The organism is [Phormidium] sp. LEGE 05292 (genome assembly GCF_015207735.1).
GTDB lineage: Bacteria > Cyanobacteriota > Cyanobacteriia > Cyanobacteriales > Aerosakkonemataceae > Floridanema.
This window is the reverse complement of record NZ_JADEWG010000077.1, coordinates 13,996-31,823: the sequence shown is the minus strand read 5'-3', so window position 1 is coordinate 31,823 and position 17,828 is coordinate 13,996. Positions and strand designations below refer to the sequence as shown.

Annotated in this window: 20 protein-coding genes; 7 read left to right on the top strand and 13 right to left on the bottom strand. The window is 38.4% G+C overall.

The window, feature by feature from the left end:
- Window positions 1–285 precede the first annotated feature (285 nt).
- The 3 genes from IQ264_RS20040 to bchB all read right to left on the bottom strand — a co-directional run bounded on the left by IQ264_RS20040 (window position 286) and on the right by bchB (window position 2,376).
- Complete coding sequence (locus tag IQ264_RS20040; protein WP_193982572.1) at window positions 286–567, bottom strand: type II toxin-antitoxin system YafQ family toxin; 282 nt, start codon at window positions 565–567, stop codon at window positions 286–288.
- Entirely contained in the window at window positions 564–785 is a 222-nt protein-coding gene (locus IQ264_RS20035; protein WP_193982571.1) for a hypothetical protein, read from the bottom strand. The genes IQ264_RS20040 and IQ264_RS20035 overlap by 4 nt, the downstream gene beginning before the upstream one ends.
- A gap of 64 nt (window positions 786–849) precedes the next feature.
- Window positions 850–2,376, bottom strand: coding sequence for a ferredoxin:protochlorophyllide reductase (ATP-dependent) subunit B (bchB, locus tag IQ264_RS20030; protein ID WP_193982570.1), 1,527 nt, complete (start codon window positions 2,374–2,376; stop codon window positions 850–852).
- 366 nt (window positions 2,377–2,742) lie between these two features.
- On the opposite strand from bchB, the gene IQ264_RS20025 reads away from it, so the two are divergent.
- The 3 genes from IQ264_RS20025 to IQ264_RS20015 all read left to right on the top strand — a co-directional run bounded on the left by IQ264_RS20025 (window position 2,743) and on the right by IQ264_RS20015 (window position 4,794).
- Window positions 2,743–3,180 carry a hypothetical protein gene (locus IQ264_RS20025; RefSeq protein WP_193982569.1) on the top strand — a complete coding sequence of 146 codons (438 nt, stop codon included), beginning with the start codon at window positions 2,743–2,745 and terminating at the stop codon, window positions 3,178–3,180.
- A gap of 108 nt (window positions 3,181–3,288) precedes the next feature.
- Window positions 3,289–3,774 (top strand): hypothetical protein, encoded by a 486-nt coding sequence (locus tag IQ264_RS20020; protein ID WP_193982568.1) that lies wholly within the window; start codon window positions 3,289–3,291, stop codon window positions 3,772–3,774.
- 90 nt (window positions 3,775–3,864) lie between these two features.
- The gene (locus IQ264_RS20015) at window positions 3,865–4,794 is read left to right on the top strand and encodes a pentapeptide repeat-containing protein (RefSeq protein WP_193982567.1); all 930 of its coding nucleotides are present in this window, start codon (window positions 3,865–3,867) and stop codon (window positions 4,792–4,794) included.
- A gap of 246 nt (window positions 4,795–5,040) precedes the next feature.
- Here IQ264_RS20015 and rph read toward each other — a convergent pair whose 3' ends face one another.
- Window positions 5,041–5,769 carry a ribonuclease PH gene (gene rph, locus IQ264_RS20010; RefSeq protein ID WP_193982566.1) on the bottom strand — a complete coding sequence of 243 codons (729 nt, stop codon included), beginning with the start codon at window positions 5,767–5,769 and terminating at the stop codon, window positions 5,041–5,043.
- Window positions 5,770–5,791: 22 nt separating this feature from the next.
- On the bottom strand, window positions 5,792–6,355 hold the full coding sequence (locus IQ264_RS20005; protein ID WP_193982565.1) for an adenylate kinase: 564 nt from the start codon (window positions 6,353–6,355) through the stop codon (window positions 5,792–5,794).
- Window positions 6,356–6,621: 266 nt separating this feature from the next.
- Here IQ264_RS20005 and IQ264_RS20000 point away from each other — a divergent pair, with 266 nt between their 5' ends.
- Window positions 6,622–7,182 (top strand): P-loop NTPase family protein, encoded by a 561-nt coding sequence (locus IQ264_RS20000; protein ID WP_193982564.1) that lies wholly within the window; start codon window positions 6,622–6,624, stop codon window positions 7,180–7,182.
- Between the two features lie 285 nt (window positions 7,183–7,467).
- Here IQ264_RS20000 and IQ264_RS19995 read toward each other — a convergent pair whose 3' ends face one another.
- Window positions 7,468–9,135, bottom strand: a complete 1,668-nt coding sequence (locus IQ264_RS19995) for a vWA domain-containing protein (RefSeq protein ID WP_193982563.1) — start codon at window positions 9,133–9,135, stop codon at window positions 7,468–7,470.
- A 193-nt stretch (window positions 9,136–9,328) separates the two neighbouring features.
- Here IQ264_RS19995 and dcd point away from each other — a divergent pair, with 193 nt between their 5' ends.
- Together dcd and IQ264_RS19985 are read left to right on the top strand one after the other, a co-directional pair.
- The gene (dcd, locus tag IQ264_RS19990) at window positions 9,329–9,910 is read left to right on the top strand and encodes a dCTP deaminase (RefSeq protein WP_193982562.1); all 582 of its coding nucleotides are present in this window, start codon (window positions 9,329–9,331) and stop codon (window positions 9,908–9,910) included.
- 62 nt (window positions 9,911–9,972) lie between these two features.
- Window positions 9,973–10,674, top strand: coding sequence for a dCTP deaminase (locus IQ264_RS19985; RefSeq protein ID WP_193982561.1), 702 nt, complete (start codon window positions 9,973–9,975; stop codon window positions 10,672–10,674).
- Window positions 10,675–10,730: 56 nt separating this feature from the next.
- Here IQ264_RS19985 and IQ264_RS19980 read toward each other — a convergent pair whose 3' ends face one another.
- The 4 genes from IQ264_RS19980 to IQ264_RS19965 form a co-directional block, all read right to left on the bottom strand.
- Entirely contained in the window at window positions 10,731–12,245 is a 1,515-nt protein-coding gene (locus tag IQ264_RS19980) for a thymidylate synthase (RefSeq protein WP_193982560.1), read from the bottom strand.
- An 84-nt stretch (window positions 12,246–12,329) separates the two neighbouring features.
- Complete coding sequence (locus tag IQ264_RS19975; RefSeq protein ID WP_193982559.1) at window positions 12,330–12,797, bottom strand: ATP-binding protein; 468 nt, start codon at window positions 12,795–12,797, stop codon at window positions 12,330–12,332.
- 15 nt (window positions 12,798–12,812) lie between these two features.
- Window positions 12,813–13,583, bottom strand: coding sequence for a DNA/RNA nuclease SfsA (sfsA, locus tag IQ264_RS19970; protein ID WP_193982558.1), 771 nt, complete (start codon window positions 13,581–13,583; stop codon window positions 12,813–12,815).
- A 10-nt stretch (window positions 13,584–13,593) separates the two neighbouring features.
- Entirely contained in the window at window positions 13,594–14,799 is a 1,206-nt protein-coding gene (locus tag IQ264_RS19965) for a DUF3095 domain-containing protein (RefSeq protein ID WP_193982557.1), read from the bottom strand.
- A gap of 64 nt (window positions 14,800–14,863) precedes the next feature.
- Here IQ264_RS19965 and murJ point away from each other — a divergent pair, with 64 nt between their 5' ends.
- A complete protein-coding gene (gene murJ, locus IQ264_RS19960; RefSeq protein WP_193982556.1) occupies window positions 14,864–16,501 on the top strand; it encodes a murein biosynthesis integral membrane protein MurJ in 1,638 nt (545 codons plus the stop codon).
- Window positions 16,502–16,627: 126 nt separating this feature from the next.
- Here murJ and IQ264_RS19955 read toward each other — a convergent pair whose 3' ends face one another.
- From IQ264_RS19955 to IQ264_RS19945, 3 genes are all read right to left on the bottom strand, one after another.
- Entirely contained in the window at window positions 16,628–16,933 is a 306-nt protein-coding gene (locus IQ264_RS19955; RefSeq protein WP_193982555.1) for a DUF3181 family protein, read from the bottom strand.
- Window positions 16,934–17,032: 99 nt separating this feature from the next.
- On the bottom strand, window positions 17,033–17,317 hold the full coding sequence (locus tag IQ264_RS19950; RefSeq protein WP_193982554.1) for a 2TM domain-containing protein: 285 nt from the start codon (window positions 17,315–17,317) through the stop codon (window positions 17,033–17,035).
- A gap of 91 nt (window positions 17,318–17,408) precedes the next feature.
- On the bottom strand, window positions 17,409–17,804 hold the full coding sequence (locus IQ264_RS19945; RefSeq protein WP_193982553.1) for a GxxExxY protein: 396 nt from the start codon (window positions 17,802–17,804) through the stop codon (window positions 17,409–17,411).
- Window positions 17,805–17,828: the final 24 nt, after the last annotated feature.

The window sequence follows — 17,828 nt, the reverse complement described above, 5'->3', positions numbered from 1 at the left end:
CGTTTAACAACTCTAATTTTAAAATGAAGAATCCTTCTTTTTCATAAGCAGTGAAAACTGTAACGTTTGGTAAGTTTAATAAGGTATCTAGATGAAAATCCATCGTCCTTTTCGGGTAAAATGTAGTGCTAACTACATTTTACCCCATGATGCCGGAAGACCCGTAATTTAGATGTTTTGCCTTGATGAACTAATAAGTGTGACATTTTATTTAAATCAATAAGAAGTCATTAATATTTTTGGTTTAGTTTCTGGTTTCACGTTAAGAAAAACAAACTAGTATTTTTAATATACTTCATCGTGAGAACCAATATCTATTAAAACTATTAGTTCTTCACCAGATTCTTCGTCTGTAACTAAAGAAAAAATTATTCGGCAATTGTATTCAACCCAACAAGCCCAAAGTCCATCTAAATTTCCTCGCAGTTTATGGGATTTAAGCGAAGGGAAGAAAGGATCTGCATCTAAAACTTCTAAAACCTCGAAAATTTTCTCTCGCAATTGAGGATTTTTCCGAACCAGACGTTTAAATGCTCTGCGAAAGCTGTTATCCCAAACTAGTGTCATTCTTCACTCAATAAATCTGCTTTAAGATCTGCGAATGTTCCACGTTTAGCTGTTCCTGATTTTAAAGCTGCTAAAGTTTGATTGGCATTTTCAGCAATCTCCGCCCGTCGCTTTTCTATGCGCCGCTTTTGGATCAGTTCAATTAATAAGTCTTGATCTTCTAGAGATAGTTCTTCAACGTATTCAATCAGTGTTTGAAATGTGACAGAGTTACTCATTATTTTAGCGTTCAAAGCTTTAATGTTAGCAAGGTGGGCATTACACCCACCCTACTATTATAATTTACGCCCCGACTGCTTCTTTCGCTGCATACATTACTTCAACAGTAATCTGCGAAATGTTTCTTTCACGGGCAAACTTTTCGGTATTTCGCTTCACTTTCCCCCGGACAAAACCAGGAACTTTATTCAATTCTGCTTGTGCTTCTTTCGTCCAACCTAAGTCAGAATCAGCAGAAATTCCCTTAGTAATTACTTCTTTGGTATCATGTCCGCCGAAGATTTCTAATAGGTGATCTTCCATTCCCAAGGTGAAGGAATTGTAGATTAAATCAACTATTTGATTTGTGCCTTCGTAACCGACGAAAGGTTTGTAACCAATGGGGAAGTTTTGAATGTGAATTGGTGATGCTATTACGCCGCAGGGAATATCTAAACGTTTACCGACGTGGCGTTCCATTTGGGTGCCGAAAATGGCGGAAGGTTCTACTCTGGCGATCGCATCTCCGATCGCACCATTGTCATCACTAATAATCACTTCATCGCAATACTCGCTAACCTGTTCCCGGAACCAATCAGCATCATATTTACAATAAGTTCCCGCCCAAACTACATGAATTCCCATTTCCCGTGCCAGAATTTTGGTAATAGCAGCAGCGTGGGTATTATCTCCAAATACAACCGCCTTTTTCCCGGTTAAATTCTGACAGTCAATGGAACGAGAAAACCAAGCAGCTTGAGAAACATACAAGGTTTGTTCGTTGATGAATTCTTCGTAGTCAACTTCTCCACCTTGAGCATTAATTACTTGTTGAATTTTGCGGATACAACGCGCCGTTTCTACCACTCCCATTGGGGTGATATCTATATAAGGTGTGCCGAATTCTTGTTCTAAATATTTAGCTGCCATTAACCCAACTTCCCGATAAGGAACTAAGTTAAACCATGCTTTCGGCAGATTTTTTAAGTTTTGAACGGAAGCACCTTCAGGAATTACTTGGTTAACTTCAATTCCCAGATCCGCCATTAATTTTTTCAGTTCCATGCAATCATGCTGATTGTGGAAACCTAGAGTTGTCATGCCAATAATATTTACCGATGGTTTTTCGGTTTTCCCTTCAGGAAGATTGCCTTGTTTCCGCGCTTTCTCTATATAATATTGGACGATTTGATGCAAAGTTCGATCGGCTGCTTGCAGTTCATTTACCCGATAATGATTTACATCTGCCAACATCACATCGCCTTTCGCTTCAATCTGAGCGCGATCGACAAAATTCTGCAAATCTTCCTGTAAAATACTAGAAGTGCAAGTCGGAGTTAACACGATCAAATCTGGACGTTCCTCCTGATCTTTACGAGTAATATTATCAACAACTCTTTCTTGAGAACCTCTGGCTAAAACGTGACGATCGACAATACTAGCAGTCACAGGAGTAAAATCTCTTTCCCGTTCTAACATCGATCGCATCACATTAAAATAATCATCCCCCAAAGGCGCGTGCATAATCGCATGAACATTTTTAAACGAACTGGCAATCCGTAGCGTGCCAATATGTGCGGGGCCTGCATACATCCAGTAAGCTAATTTCATAAACTTCTCCCTTATCCTGACAACCGGAAGATAATTGCTTGATTATCAAACCGTTTCTGATTCTCTCAGAGATACAGAACTTTATGGAGTAGGTAATATTGCGGGTTTTGTTATTAGTGCGATCGCTCAAATGCCTTTCCTGACTGGAATTTAGCTGCCAATTAAAACAACAAAATTGTTGTTTTAAAGAAATAAATCTTCATGTTTAAGTAAAATTTTGCCAAGCTTCTGCATAATTGCTCCTAAAAGTCAACAAAATTTAGCCTTTTGTCATTACTAAAGAACCAATAAACAAATGACAAAAATTTCCACCTTTGGTAAACTAGCTCAGTCTGAAAGCACGGTTTTTTTCGATTTACTTGAATTATGAACAGAAAATTGTTGGCAATTTTGGGAACAACCGCCACCTTAGTTATGTCTACAGCTTGGGTAAATTTAGCCCAAGCAAAACCCTCATCGACTACTTCCGATCGACAGCTAATTCAGGCTCAAGCAACCAGGAATGGACTGAATCTTACTCAAAAGCAAAAAACCCAAATGCGACAAATTAGTGCAGAGGCTCGTACCGAAATTCAAAAGGTTCTGACTCCTGCACAGAAAGAGAAATTGCGTGTAATTAGACAACAAAGAGTTCAAGGTTCTGAATTTTGGTCGTCTCTGAATCTTTCGGCCCAACAACAAGCAAAAATTAGACGCATCAGGGAAAACTATCGCCAAAAAATGCTATCTGTGTTGACTCCTGGGCAAAAACAACAACTACAACAAACGCGCCAAGAGCGTCAAAATCGTCGTCAAGTTCAGTAAGCAGTCTTTTTGTTTAGATCCCTGCTCCTACTAAAAAATCAATGATAAAAATTTGAACCTTCGGGAAACTAGTCACGTCTAAAAGTCAAGTTTTTGTATTGGTTAATTATGAACACCAAATTAATTGCACTTTTGGGAACAACTGCCACATTAGTTATGTCTACAGCTTGGGTAAATTTAGCTCAAGCAAATCCTATATCTACTTCTTCCGAGCAACAGCTAATTTTGGCTCAAGGGAAAGGAAATCGACTCAATTTAACTGACGAGCAAAAAACCCAAATGCGACAAATTCGGGAAGCGACTCGTACCCAAATTGAAAGTGTTCTCACTCAAGAACAGAAAGACAAATTGCGTGCGGCTATGGAACAAAGAAGAGCGCAAAGAGGACAACAACAAGCACAACAAAGTGGTGAACGTCGCGGTCAACGTGGTCAAGTTTGGGCTTCTTTGAATCTGACTGCGGATCAACAAGCACAAATTAAACGTATTAGGGAAGAATCTCGCCAAAAAATGCAAGCTGTTTTAACTCCCGAACAACAACAACAAATGCAACAAATGCGCCAAGAACGTCAAAATCGCCGTCCATCTCAGTAAGCTAACTAATAACACATTTTTATTGAAGGGACAGAGAAGTATAGGAGAGAATTGCTTTAATTCTCTCCTTTTTTCTTGGTATCCAATTTTATGTCTCAAGATTTTTCACATCAAAATCTGCAAGGTCGCTCTTTTAAAGGACAAAACCTCACTGGTGCTAACTTTAGTTACGCTGACATTCGGGGAGCAAACTTCAGCAATGCTGTTTTAAAAGGTGCTTCTTTCAGATATGCTACAGCAGGACTGCCAAATTCACAGGCAGTCCAGACAGAAAATAATTTTATTGCTTTAAACAGATTATTATTACCAATGATTCTATTGTTACCTAATATGTTTCTCTTTTTCGCTTTTAACAGTCCTAAACCGTATGAATTATTTAGCCCTAAATTTACCAACACTTATACTATTTTACCGGGTATATTTGTTTTATTATTGATAGCTCTTTGGTTTATTGCCATCATTCTTAATGGATGGGAAATGTTCTCACCCAAATTAGTTGTTTCTGTTTGTCTTGTGCAAATTGGAGTAATGATTTTAGGGTCAAATAGCATTGGCACTGGGATTGCAGACTTGGCTTACCCAGCAATAAGTTGTTTATATGGGGTGTTTTGGGTGACTGGCAGCGTGCTTTTTTCTGCGGTTTTGGCTCGTTATATAGCTGGTTTCCGAGCGGGAGTTTTAGCTTTGGTGATATTTTTGGTTGTGACGGTAGCGATCGCTATATCGGTGTACTTTAATTCATCTACATCTTTTACTGCCATTATAAATTCGGCTATCGTTTTGGCGATAGGTTTGCTGTCTACTTATGTTGGCTGGCGAGCTTTAGTACTTGATGAACAATTTACTAAATTCGGTAATTTTTCCCTAATTACAACCTTCGGTGGTGCAGATTTAACCAATGCCGATTTCACCGGAGCAAAACTGGAACACACCAATTTTAGAAAGGCAATTCTAACTGGTACTTGTTGGCAGGAAGCCAAAAATCTCGATCGAGCTATTTTCGATCGCCCTCTAAACTAATTAACTTTACTAAGTGAATTGAAAATAACAGTTATGCCAACTCTACAAGATTGGGAATGGTTAGCGGCTAGTCTTTTTAACCCAAATTAAGTCATTTGTTACTTGGAAAATTGCCTCGAAAAATTTTATCTTTTTGCCTCTTGCTATTAGTTGATTTTTTTGCTAAAATTGAACCTAAAATGGGATAGGTGCGCTCATATAAGCCATGTAGAAAAGTGAAATGCCCTCTACACAAGCATTTCAGACTTAAAAAAGGAAAGTTCCCAAGGTTTCCCGCTGCATTTCCAAGAGGTCACGAATGCCTTTTTCGGCGAAATCGAGTAATTTATTTAGTTGAGGACGACTGAAAAAACCATGTTCAGCGGTTCCCTGAAGTTCAATCATTGAAAGCTTTTCATTCATTACCACGTTAAAATCAACATCAGCGGCGACATCTTCAGGATAGTTGAGGTCGAGGAAAGGTTCGCCTTCCAAAAGTCCGACGGAGATGGCGGCGACTTGGTGAATAATTGGCGATCGCTCCAGCTTACCTTCATTTAATAGTTTAGCGATCGCATCCGCCAAAGCCACAAACCCGCCAGTAATCGCAGTCGTTCTCGTACCCGCATCCGCTTGTAAAACATCAGCATCAACAACGATCGTTCGCTCACCCAAAGCATTTAAATCCAAAGCCGCCCTCAAAGAACGACCAATTAACCTTTGAATTTCCTGAGTTCGACCCGAAAGTTTCATAAACTCCCGTTCTTGACGTTGGGGAGTTGCACTTGGAAGCATTCGATATTCCGCAGTTAACCAACCCTGACCCTTACCTTCCAAAAACTTCGGCACACATTCTTGCACGCTCACAGTACAAAGAACTTGCGTATCGCCGCAGTGAGTCAACACCGAACCGGAAGCGAAACGAGTAAAATTGCGCTCAAACCGAATCGGGCGTAATTGATAAGGTTCTCTACCATCAGGACGTTGCCAAGACATCGCACTTGCCTCGAAATTTCAACTAGGATACAGCAGTTTGACTAATTTTTTTTAATATACTTTGCTCCACTTGTTCGGGAGATTGGACACCATCGATCAATAAAAGCCTTTCGCGATAACCGTAGTAATCCAAAATCGGAATCGTTCGTTCTTGGAATAATTGAATTCGCCGCTGGATAATTTCCGGTTGGTCGTCAATCAATCCCCGATTTAAACAACGAACTTGCAACTCTGACTCAGGCACATCCAACCAAATTGCCCAATCTAGCTGTTGTCCCAAATCTGCTAACAGAAAATCTAACTCTTCTGCTTGAAAAGCCGTGCGCGGATAACCATCAAGTATCCATCCCTTAGCAACATCTGATAATAACAGTCTTTCGCGCATAAATTCAATCATAATTTCATCAGGTACGAGTTCCCCCTTTTCCACAAACGCCTGCGCTTGCTTACCTAACTCCGTCCCAGTGGTTATCGCATTTCGCAAAATATCCCCAATGGAAATGTAAGGGATAGATAGATAAGAAGATAGCCTTTGGGCTTGAGTTCCTTTCCCTGCACCTGCGCCTCCTAAAATTATTAATCTCACAGCACAACTTCTCCCAAAAAGTGGCATGAAAAATCGACATCAGCTTAATATCTAATTTACTCTGGGATTTTACTACTAATGATAGATGCTTAATTATTGCCAAAGGTTAATGATTTCCCAACAATTTTAGTATTGACTTAATTATATATATAGTGTTTTATTATGGATACTAAGCAAAAAATACACTATATTTTGTAAAGTAAACCAAATGGCGGCGCTAAATAAATAGTGCGGTCGGCAGGTTCCTGACCATCATTTATTGACTTATGGTAGCCCAGATAGAAACCCCAACTGTTACTTCGGTTCGTGAAAGTTACGACACTACGCAGCCTGACATATTACCGGAAATTGAAGGATTGGTACAGGTTTTTACCTCTTCCCATCGCAGTTTCTTCACCAGTGTCATGGCGCAAGCATTAAGAATCGCCGGACAAGGAACACCTGTTTTGGTAGTACAATTCCTCAAAGGAGGAATTAATCAGGGGTATCAACATCCTGTTCGTTTAGGACAAAATTTAGATTGGGTGCGTTGCGATTTACCACGCTGCATTGATACGCCACAATTAGATGAAGTAGAAATGAGTTCTTTGCGGGATTTGTGGAAGTACACTCAAAAAGTTGTCATTGAAGGAAAATATAATTTAGTAGTTTTGGATGAGTTAAGTTTAGCAGTTAATTTTGGTTTAATTCCCGAACAAGAAGTCTTGGAATTTATTGCTAAACGTCCCTATCATGTCGATATTATTATGACAGGGCCAGAAATGCCAACAGCAATTTTAGATGTGGCAGATCAAATTACCGAAATTCGCCGCAGTCATCGTCCTTGAATGAGAAGGCAGAAGGCAGAAGGCAGAAGGCAGAAGGTAAAAATGCTTTTTTATTTTCTTCCACTTCTTTCTTCTTCTTTTTTCTTCTTTCTTCGCGCTCTTTGCGTCTTTACGGTTCAAAAAAATATTATACTAAACCCGGGTGAAAAATCTGTTTTATTAATGAACCGCAGAGAACGCAGAGGACGCAGAGGAAAGAGGGAGAAGATAGAGGGGGTAATTAACCCGGATTCAGTATTACCCTAAATTTAGTATCATCTATATTTACCTGTGTTTTTTCTTGGTTCATCTTTGGGAAACAGCTAAGGATTTGGTTTTTTCCACCAAGCTAATAAACTCAGTGCGATAACCAGCTAAGTCTACATCTTTAGACTGACGCGCTAAATCTAAAACTTGGTCGAAGTTCGCCGCACCTTTGAATTCAGACTCTCTTAAAATCATCCCAAATTCTGCTACTGCTGCGGCAAATTTTAAGTTATTCGAGGCATTGGTAAATGAGACATTTCCATCAATTAATGGTTGAGTAATTAATTCAGAAGTTGTGTCTTTCGGTGCTTTGTAACGCAGTTTCACCAGCATTAACTCGTTGTTTTTATAAGCTTGGGAATCAACTTGATTTTGTTGGTAGCGCAAAGGATCAACTTGGGTTAATTTTACATCACTTTTCACACCTACAGGAATTATTTCATAAAGTGCTGTCACTGAATGTCCTGCGCCTAATTCTCCAGCATCTTTTTTGTCGTTTTTGAAGTCTTCTGCTTGTAACGCCCGATTTTCATAACCAATTAATCGGTAAGCTTGCACTTTAGTTGGATTAAATTCTACCTGAATTTTCACATCTTTAGCAATGGTGAAAATTGTCCCACCCATTTGGGTAACTAATACTTTCTTTGCTTCTTGAAGATCATCAATATAAGCGTAATTGCCATTGCCTTTATCAGCAAGTTGTTCCATTTTAGAATCTTTCAAGTTTCCCATACCAAAACCAAGAACAGTAAGGAAAACTCCCTGATTTCGGTAATTTTCGATTAACCGAACTAATTCACTATCGCTGGAAACACCCACATTAAAATCTCCATCGGTTGCCAAAATTACTCGGTTGTTTCCTGATGGAAGAAAGTTCTTTTTGGCAATGTCGTAAGCAAGCTTAATTCCTTCCCCGCCAGCAGTGGAACCTCCGGCTTTTAACTTATAAATTGCCGAGATAATTTTCTGTTTTTCGTTTCCCGGAGTTGGCGGCAAAACTAACCCAGCATTTCCGGCATAAACCACTATTGAAACTTTATCTTTGGCAGTTAATTGATTGGTTAATAAACGAAAGCTGGTTTGTAAAAGTGGTAATTTATTCGGCTCTTCCATTGAACCGGAAACATCTATTAAAAATACGAGATTGCTGGGAGGTATGTTTTCTGAAGCGATGCGTTTTCCTTGTAATCCAATTTGCACTAATTTATGTTTGGGATTCCAAGGTGTTTGGGAGATTTCGGTGGTAATGGCAAAAGGTCGATCGCCATTTGGTTGCGGATAATCATAAGTGAAATAATTGATCATCTCTTCAATTCTCACCGCATCTTTAGGTGGCAATTGTCCTTCATTAATAAATCTTCTCACATTACTATAAGATGCTGTGTCAACATCAATGGAAAATGTTGATAATGGCTGATTTTTAACAGTGACAAATTGATTATCTTCAATTCGGTTATATTGTTCAGTGTTAGGTGTAGGTTGAGCTACATTATCAGCACTACGAAGTTTAGCTGTAGGTTCTGCTGCTGGTGGTGCAGCATTAGGTAATTTTGCTGCTGGTCTTGGTGAACTAGCAGATAATTGTGGTGCTTGTTTAGCTTTATTTGCTTGTTCGCTGCCGCAAGCAGTTAAAATTAATAAAGGAAACCAACAGAATAATAATTTTACTTGCCAATATTGGCGATGGTTAGCTAGTTTTTTGTTCATAGTTTCAGATTTTCTGCCTATTTTCTGAAATATATGTCTGTTGGGAATGAACCTATGCAGTTTCCCAAACAACTACAATGCTAACCCCGCCAAATCAGAAATTACTAGCTTTTAACCGTTCGTTACTGTTTAACTTTTCTGGAAATGCGGTATCCTAGTATTTCTGTAGTATTTCATGATTACTTGTAAAGCTATGATTAAAAACGATATTTGGATTACTCAAATGGCGCAGAAAGGTATGATCTCGCCCTTTGAACCTCAGCAAATGCGTCGTGCTGGGGACTTACCTCTTATATCATTTGGGTTGAGTAGCTTTGGTTATGATATTAGGCTATCGCCATCAGATTTCCGCATTTTTAGACATATTCCTGGTACTGTAGTTGATCCAAAGAACTTTAATCCTGAGAACTTGGTATCAACTAAACTTCACCAAGATAGCAATGGATCTTATTTTATACTCCCTGCCCACTCTTACGGTCTTGGAGTTTCCCTAGAAAAGTTAGACATACCAGACAATATTACAGTAATTTGCATTGGTAAAAGTACTTACGCTCGTTGTGGTATAATTGCTAACGTAACTCCGGCTGAGGCAGCTTGGCGAGGTTACTTGACCCTTGAGTTATCAAACGCTTCCAGTGCTGATTGCCGAATTTACGCAAACGAAGGGATAGTACAGTTGATGTTTTTGGAAGGCGAACCTTGTGCTGTTAGTTACAAAGATCGTCAGGGTAAATATCAAGATCAACCAGAAACAGTAACTATTGCGCGTATCTAAGCTTACAAATGCGTAAATTCTGGTTATTGATTTTATGAAGTAGCAGCAGGCTCAATAAATATATGTCAATACTCACCGATACGGATTTAAAAAATATTTTATGTTATTACGAATCACAATTGGGTGATAAAAAAACACTGCTAATTGCAAATGGTTCAGATGATTGTTTAACACCAATGGGTTATGACTTAAGAGTTGGGGGTTTTTATAAAAGTTTTATATCAAAGCCTAATCTTGTTCCTATAAAGCCTGGAAAAAAGGTAGAAATTAGACCTGGAGACATAGCTTTAATTGGTACTTTAGAACAGCTAAAAATGCCTAAAGATTGTTCAATATCAGCATTAATTTTGTCAAGAGTATCACAAGTTTCTAGAGGACTATCTAACATATCCACGAAAGTTGATCCAGGGTGGAAGGAAGGGGAACTTTTAATCCCAGTGCAGAATTTTTCTAGAGATATCATAGAACTAGAGTATGGAGAGAAGTTTTGCACTGTAGTTTTCTTCAAGAATGAATCACCTGCATCTCCTTATAAAGGTGGAAGTAGAGAAAAATTTGTTAAATTACTTGCTCAAGTTAGCCGTGAATCTTTGCGGAAGGACTTTGAACTAGGAGCTTTATCATTTTTTGTCATAGTAACTACATTTGTTATAGGATATCGCTTTTTCGGAAATACTCCTGGCTTTGGAGTGACAGTTGCAGCAGGAATAGCGCTAGAAAAGATTGCAACATCATTGTACGCAAGAGTCATAGGAAGACGATAAAAAATAGAAAAATTTTTCTTAAAAATCTATAAGGCTAATTTTAATGTATTAATTTACTATTTGGTTATCAGCATTTTATCTTGTTCATAGATAAACTCTTTTTTCATCGATATAGCGATTTCCGCTTTGTGTAACTCTGTTGCTAAATACATCGCGTGTTCTACTTGAATGCCTGGACAGTCGGCAGCTATTTGTCGATAAATTTGCTTGGCTGTTTTTCCTGTATAACAGTTAATCACTTCTCCAGAACCAGGAGTTGTGTGTTCTACAATAATTTTATCATCCTGCACAGTAATCAAAAAGTTACCAACAGGATCGAGATAATCTCTTTTCTGACAAATTTTGGCATATTGAGACTGAATTACATTATCTGCATTCTCCCAACAATCGTCATAAATATGGCTACTTTGGCTAATAGTAATTAATGGTCCCATTTTTAAATCATAATTAGATCTTTTGGCAATTTCATCTCGAATATGTTTCTGTAAAGCCCTTAATCCCATTGCATTTGCAGGCCAAGCACTAAACATATCATTACTACGAAAAGTTGCTGTTAATGATAATTCGTTTTCTACTATTCTTACCCAAATATGATTAAGGCATGGTGGACTTTGATTTTCTTCGTGATCTTTCACATCCCAAAGGGACATTACCGACCTAGCAGAATCAATATCAGCTACTAATTTGTTAATTACTTGTTCAACTTGATCTTTGCCAAACCAAGACCTTAAACGCTGTCCATAAGTGTATTTAACTCCTTCTCTGTAAGGTGAGTCATCTAAGATTTGGGAAATGTATTCTTCCAGGAAAGTTCTATCAATTGGCAAATAGTTCGGTTCTGGGAAATAGAAGTTTTCTGGTTCATCGGTGACAACTGCCATTAAATCAATTAACTCTTGCCATTTGCCATCGTAACCAGTAGGTCTAATTGTGCCAGTTGTCTTAATTCTGTGGATGATTTTTACCCAAGTTTCGGCTATTGTTTTGCCTTCGATGCGATGTCCGTAACGATGTCCTGGGAATACGGTTGGGGTAACTTCCACTTCGGGAAAAATTAACGGTTCTCCCCAAGGTTCTAAAACTTCTTTGGTTGAATATGAGTTTACTAAATCTACTGCTTCAGCAATTGTTTTCGCTTCTTTAACTTCAATATTTTGTCGCAATATTTCTAAAGCGGTGGCAGAAATTTCTCTATCAATGTAACCTGTAATTGGAGATTTAATTACCCAACAATCCCGCCCGGTGTCGCTTTTCCCTTCGGTAAATCCATGATTAAAAAAGTCTAATAAACATTGACAACCACCAGCGTTTTTATCTTCTTTGGTGGCGTTTAAAATTACTAATCTTCTGACGTGAGGATTAGCTAATAAATTGCGAATTAAAAAGGAAATTCCCCTGGTTGGACTGTATAAATTACCAATTACAGCGTAATTATCAGATGGTAGATGTTTAGCAATTGTCTGTCTGACACTCCAACCTGTAACTATTGCGGTTTGTCCTATACCACAAATTAACTGATTGGGTTTGTAAAGTGCATTATATTTAAATTGAATGGCTGAGTTATTAATCATAAATTTAGTGATACGTGCTACGCACACGCTACGCGATCGCACAATTTTAAATCATATCAAACAATCATAATTTTAGTTTAACCATTAAGGCTTTTGCTTCACCAGCAACAGACAATTTCGCCCATCTTCGTCTCTTTCATAAGATACGCGATCGGTCAAACGGCGAATTAACGACCAACCAAAACCGCCTTCTTGCAGGGCACCTAATTTCGGTTCTGGTATAGTACTCGGATCGAAAGGTTCGCCTCGATCCCAAATCCGAATTTCTAAACGATCGTCCCAAATAGCAAATTGAATTTCGATCGGGGTATCTGGTGGTAATTTTTCGTGGGCGTGGCGTACCACATTGGTAAAACCTTCATCTAAAGCTAGTTTTAACTCATCTAAAGGAATGTATTGGCGATCGCTTTTACTTACTAACCAGGAAAGCTTTGATTGATTACGAAAACATAATTCCTCAAACCATGATAATACCTGGTTAAGGAAAGCGATATCACTTCTAACCGTTAAATTCTCTTTGTAAAATATCCCTTGGCGTTTCCACCACTTCATAAGAAGTACCTAAATTCAACGATAACAATTAGCTGAATTTACACTCAATTCTGGCATAGATGCAATAAAGTTTGCTTTTCCCAAGTAGCGAATTCCTTCGGGTTTAGTTTCAAAGCGATAAGCTAAAACCTCTACACCCAGCGATACTGCTTCTCGCAACATTTTTCCATAAACCGGATCGACCAGATCTCCGGGGGCAAAACTGTCGCAGTCTCCCCTATTAATAAAATAAAGCATTACTGCCCGTCCTGTGGGTAAAATTGAGATTAATTCTTGTAAATGTTTTTGCCCTCTAGTGGTGACAGTATCAGGGAATACTGCTAATCTACCATGTGACCAAGTTGTATTCTTTACTTCCACATAAACAGGCAATTTTTCCTTGCTTCCTGATAATAAAAAGTCAATCCGACTTTTTTTCTCTCGTCCGTAAACTACTTCTGATTTGATTTTTTTATAATCACTTAATTCCGGGAAAGTTCCGGCTTCTAAACCTAGTTTCACGATCCGGTTGGGTAAATTTGTATTAATTCCTACCCAAGTCGGTTCATTATCAGAAACTTGAATCATTTCCCAAGTATAAGCCAGTTTTCTGGTAGGACTTGGATTATGAGAAACTTGTACCAAACTACCAGGAGTAGAAACCCCAGTCATTGGCCCAGTATTTGGACAATGTGCTGTAATTATTTCCCCTGTAGTTAACTCAATATCAGCAAAAAATCGCTTATAACGTTTAATTAAAATACCTAGTAAAAGAGGAGGAAATTGATAAATAAGATTAGAATCCATGTTATTTTTATTAATAATTGATGACTTTCATTCTTTGTTTCATTGCTTTAGCAGCTAAAGCGTAACCGCCATCTGCACCGTCAACAAAATGTACTTGACGACCATTGCGTTCAAAAACTAAACAGGTTACTATGGCCCGATCGGAATTATGTAATCCATAAACTAATTTTCCTTCTTGATACTTAGTTTCCAAATAGTCCGTTAATTGCTGCCTTTGTTCTGAGTTACCAGCAATAACCATACGCAGTATATCATCAAACTTTTTATAATCTGTAGAATCTAAGAAAATATTTTTATATTCTCCCCAATCTGTGGCACTAACTTTTAGTTTAAAATTCAGAGAAAATGCTCCTAAATAGTTTTCTAGCTTGATTTTGGATAAATACCATTGCTGTTGTAACCAATTACCTACTGGCGATTCGCTTCGCGCTCCCTTCGGGAATCGCACTTTCGCTTCCTGCATCAGTTTTCTTTCATCAAGACTCAGTTTAAGGTTAGCTACAGGAATCGGATGAAAATCAATTTCTTTACCGTATATTTCACTAAATTTATTTAAAACTTGCCTATAAATCCAATTTGCTTCTTTCTGTTCACTACTCGTTGCTAATACCAAAATACTGACTATTTCACCATGCTGACTAGGGATATCTTGCCAGCGACATTCCAAACCAGAAAAATCTGCTTTTGGCTGAAATTCTAACTCTTTAACCAAATAACTATCCGCATAATCTGGATTTTTGACTAAATCTGTAGCATGAGTTAAACCATAACTAGTAAAAACTGCTTGGTGATAATGTTCCGAAATTTTTAACTTAGCAATTTTGATATCGTAGCCATTTTGATTAACAACTGATACCGGGACTATTCCCACTCTTAAACCCAATTGAAATTCCAGTTTTGCCAAAAGTTTTGTGGCTAATAAAGCTTCTTTTGCTTGGGGTACAAGTGAAGGTGGAATTAACAATGAAGCACCATCACCACCAAAGACAAAAGGCACTTCAAAATCTGTTGTAATATTTAAAATAGCTACAATTGAACACGCACCAATTAAGTTAACTTCTTTGTAGCGTCCTGACTCGATCGCTTTCGTAGAACCAACAATATCTGTAACAATAACTTGCCAGTCAGGAGGTACAGAAACATAATTTTGGGAATTAGTAATTTCCAAAAAATCTGCTACAGCAGGTAACTGAGAATAAAAATAATCGCTGGACATACTTTTCGTAATCGCCAGTTCGCGATTGAATAGGTAAGGTACGTTTAGTAATTCTTAAGAGTTTGTGTCTGGAATCAAGAAACCCTCTCGAACTTTAGTTAACATTGCCGGAATTGTAGCTGTAGCAACCCTGATCAGTAAAATCTTTGGGTTAGTGCGTCAGCAAGCGATCGCCGCCGCTTTTGGGGTAGGCGCTGCTGCCAATGCCTACAGCTATGCCTACATTCTCCCTGGTTTTTTATTAGTATTGCTGGGTGGCATCAACGGCCCATTTCACAGTGCTTTGGTTAGCGTACTAGCGAAACGGGAAAAAGAAGAGACTGCTCCTATTGTAGAAACAATTACGACCTTTGTCAGTGGAATTTTATTACTAGTTACGATCGCCTTAATTATTTTTGCTGAACCATTGGTGAATTTAGTCGCACCAGGATTAAATCAAACCCAAGGAGTTACAGTAGCACAAGCACAGACACTCGCACTGACGAAAGCGATCGCCATTCAACAACTACAAATTATGGCACCGATGGCGTTATTTGCGGGTTTAATTGGGATTGGTTTTGCTACATTAAATGCCGCAGATCAGTATTGGTTGCCTTCAATTAGTCCCTTATTTTCCAGCATTACTGTCATTGGAGGATTAGCAGGTTTAGCCATAGCTTTAGGTGGTAAAATTACCACTAATGAATATGCGATGTTAGGTGGACAAGTATTAGCGATCGGCACTTTAGCAGGAGCAATTTTACAATGGTTAGTGCAAGTAATTGCCCAATGGCGATCGGGTTTAGGAACCTTACGTTTGCGCTTTGACTTTCACAATTCTGGAGTCAAAGAAGTGCTAAGAATTATGGCACCCGCAACCTTTTCTTCCGGGATGTTACATATTAACGTTTACACCGATTTATTCTTCGCTTCTTTCATCCCCAAAGCTGCTGCTAGTTTAAGCTATGCTGGACTATTAGTACAAACTCCATTAGGCATTATTTCCAATGTTTTATTAGTGCCATTTTTGCCAATTTTCTCGCGACTTGCCGACCCTAAAGATTGGCCTGAATTAAAACAAAGAATTCGTCAAGCATTAATTCTTACTGCCCTCACAATGTTACCGTTAGGGGCAATCATGGTTTCCTTAGCTATGCCGATCGTGCAAGTAGTTTATCAAAGAGGTGCCTTTGATAAACAAGCTTCTCAACTAGTAGCATCCCTCTTAGTTGTTTACGGCATGGGAATGTTTTTCTACTTAGGGCGAGATGTTCTGGTTCGAGTATTTTATGCCTTAGGAGATGGAGATACACCCTTTAGAATTAGCATCTTTAATATCTTCCTCAATGCCCTATTAGATTTCATTTTTTTCAAACCTCTTGGCGCACCAGGATTAGTCTTAGCAACAATGACAGTTAACATGACTTCCATGATTTTTCTCACCTGGCGACTGCATCAGAAAATCAATGGTTTACCTATGAAGACATGGGCAATAAAAATCGGCGCTTTAGGTGGTGCTAGTGTCTTTACTGGTGTAGTTTCTTGGACTGTTAGTTGGGGTTTCCAAAGAGTTATTCCCAACCAAAACTTGTTAACTCAATTGATAGAACTAACTATTGCTTCATTAGTTGGTTTAGCCTTTTTTGCCTTCTTCGCCACCAAATTGAAATTACCAGAAGTAGATATTTTAGTTTCTCGAATTAAACAGAAACTTGGTAGATAAACAAAAAGACTTCTTGCTAAAGTAAAATATCCACATTTTCATCTGTGTTTATCTGTGTTTATCTGTGGATATCTGTGGTAAAAAAATCCCAGAACTCTGACTTTTGCAAGAAGTCCCCAACATTCCCTACATATTGCGTTGAAATTCTTCCAAAATATCCATCAAATTTACTTGACTAGCTGTAGGAATCAAATCTGCCAAAGGAAGATCGCGTTTGCCACCAATTTTTACGGGAATATCTGCCAAAATTTGCAACACTTTGCCTTCATTTAAAGAGTTATCCTCTAGCATCGGATAAACTCGTTCGGCAACCACAGTATGCAAATGCGCTTCCCGCAAATAGAGATGCCACTTGGCAATATCCATATAAACATTATTGCCAATTTCAGCGGCGAGAGATTCGATCGCTTGTGAAGAATTTGTCTTAGCCATAATCAGTTACTCTGGTGAAATTGCTCAAAAATCTAGTTTTATCCTATTAAAACAAATTTGATGGGATTGCAACATCACTGCGAAGTCAGAGAATTTACCCTAACTGGAGGAGGATTTTGAAGCAGTTTCCTTGGTGACAATTGCAGGTTGAGAGTAGTTAGCAATTACAAAAATATACAAAGCATGGGCAAACAAAACCGTCGCCCATCCGCCTGTCACCCAAACCGCCCAAGGCCAATCAGCTTTTTGTAAGATATCAAAAAACCATATCCCGGAGTTACAAGCAGCAAAAATCGCTACATGGACAGCAAAATTCATTCGGTCATCGAGTTTGCGGTAGGCGGGGTCATTGCGATCGGGTTTTCGGGGCCAACGAGGAGGCATAAAATATTTCTAGTAAGTGGAACAGTGTTAGTACTTATCTAGATTGTAGAGTAATTCATTTCAATGGTAACTCCACAATCAGGATCAGGATTTAGTGGATTTGAGGATGAGCAGGATTATATTTGGGGTTAAATACTTTTTTAAACTGAAGACTCGTCGCTCCAAAATTAATCAGTAGCCCAACAGGAAAATCATAAGCTACTACATAATTTTTTGCTTGCGCTAAATGTACATTTTCTAAATTTATTACGGCTTTTAACTCTACAATTACTTGATTTTCTACAATAAAGTCTGCTCGGCGCGTTCCCACATGAATTCCTTCATAATAAATATTCTGCTCTATCTCCCTACCAAAATTTAAACCTGCCCTTCCCAATTCAATTGCTAAACACCTTTGATAAATCACCTCCTGAAACCCATTGCCCAGTATATTATGTATTTTCATAGCACACCCATTAATTTTATATGTAATCTCATTTAACTGCATATCAGAAGTTAGTGAATTTTGAGG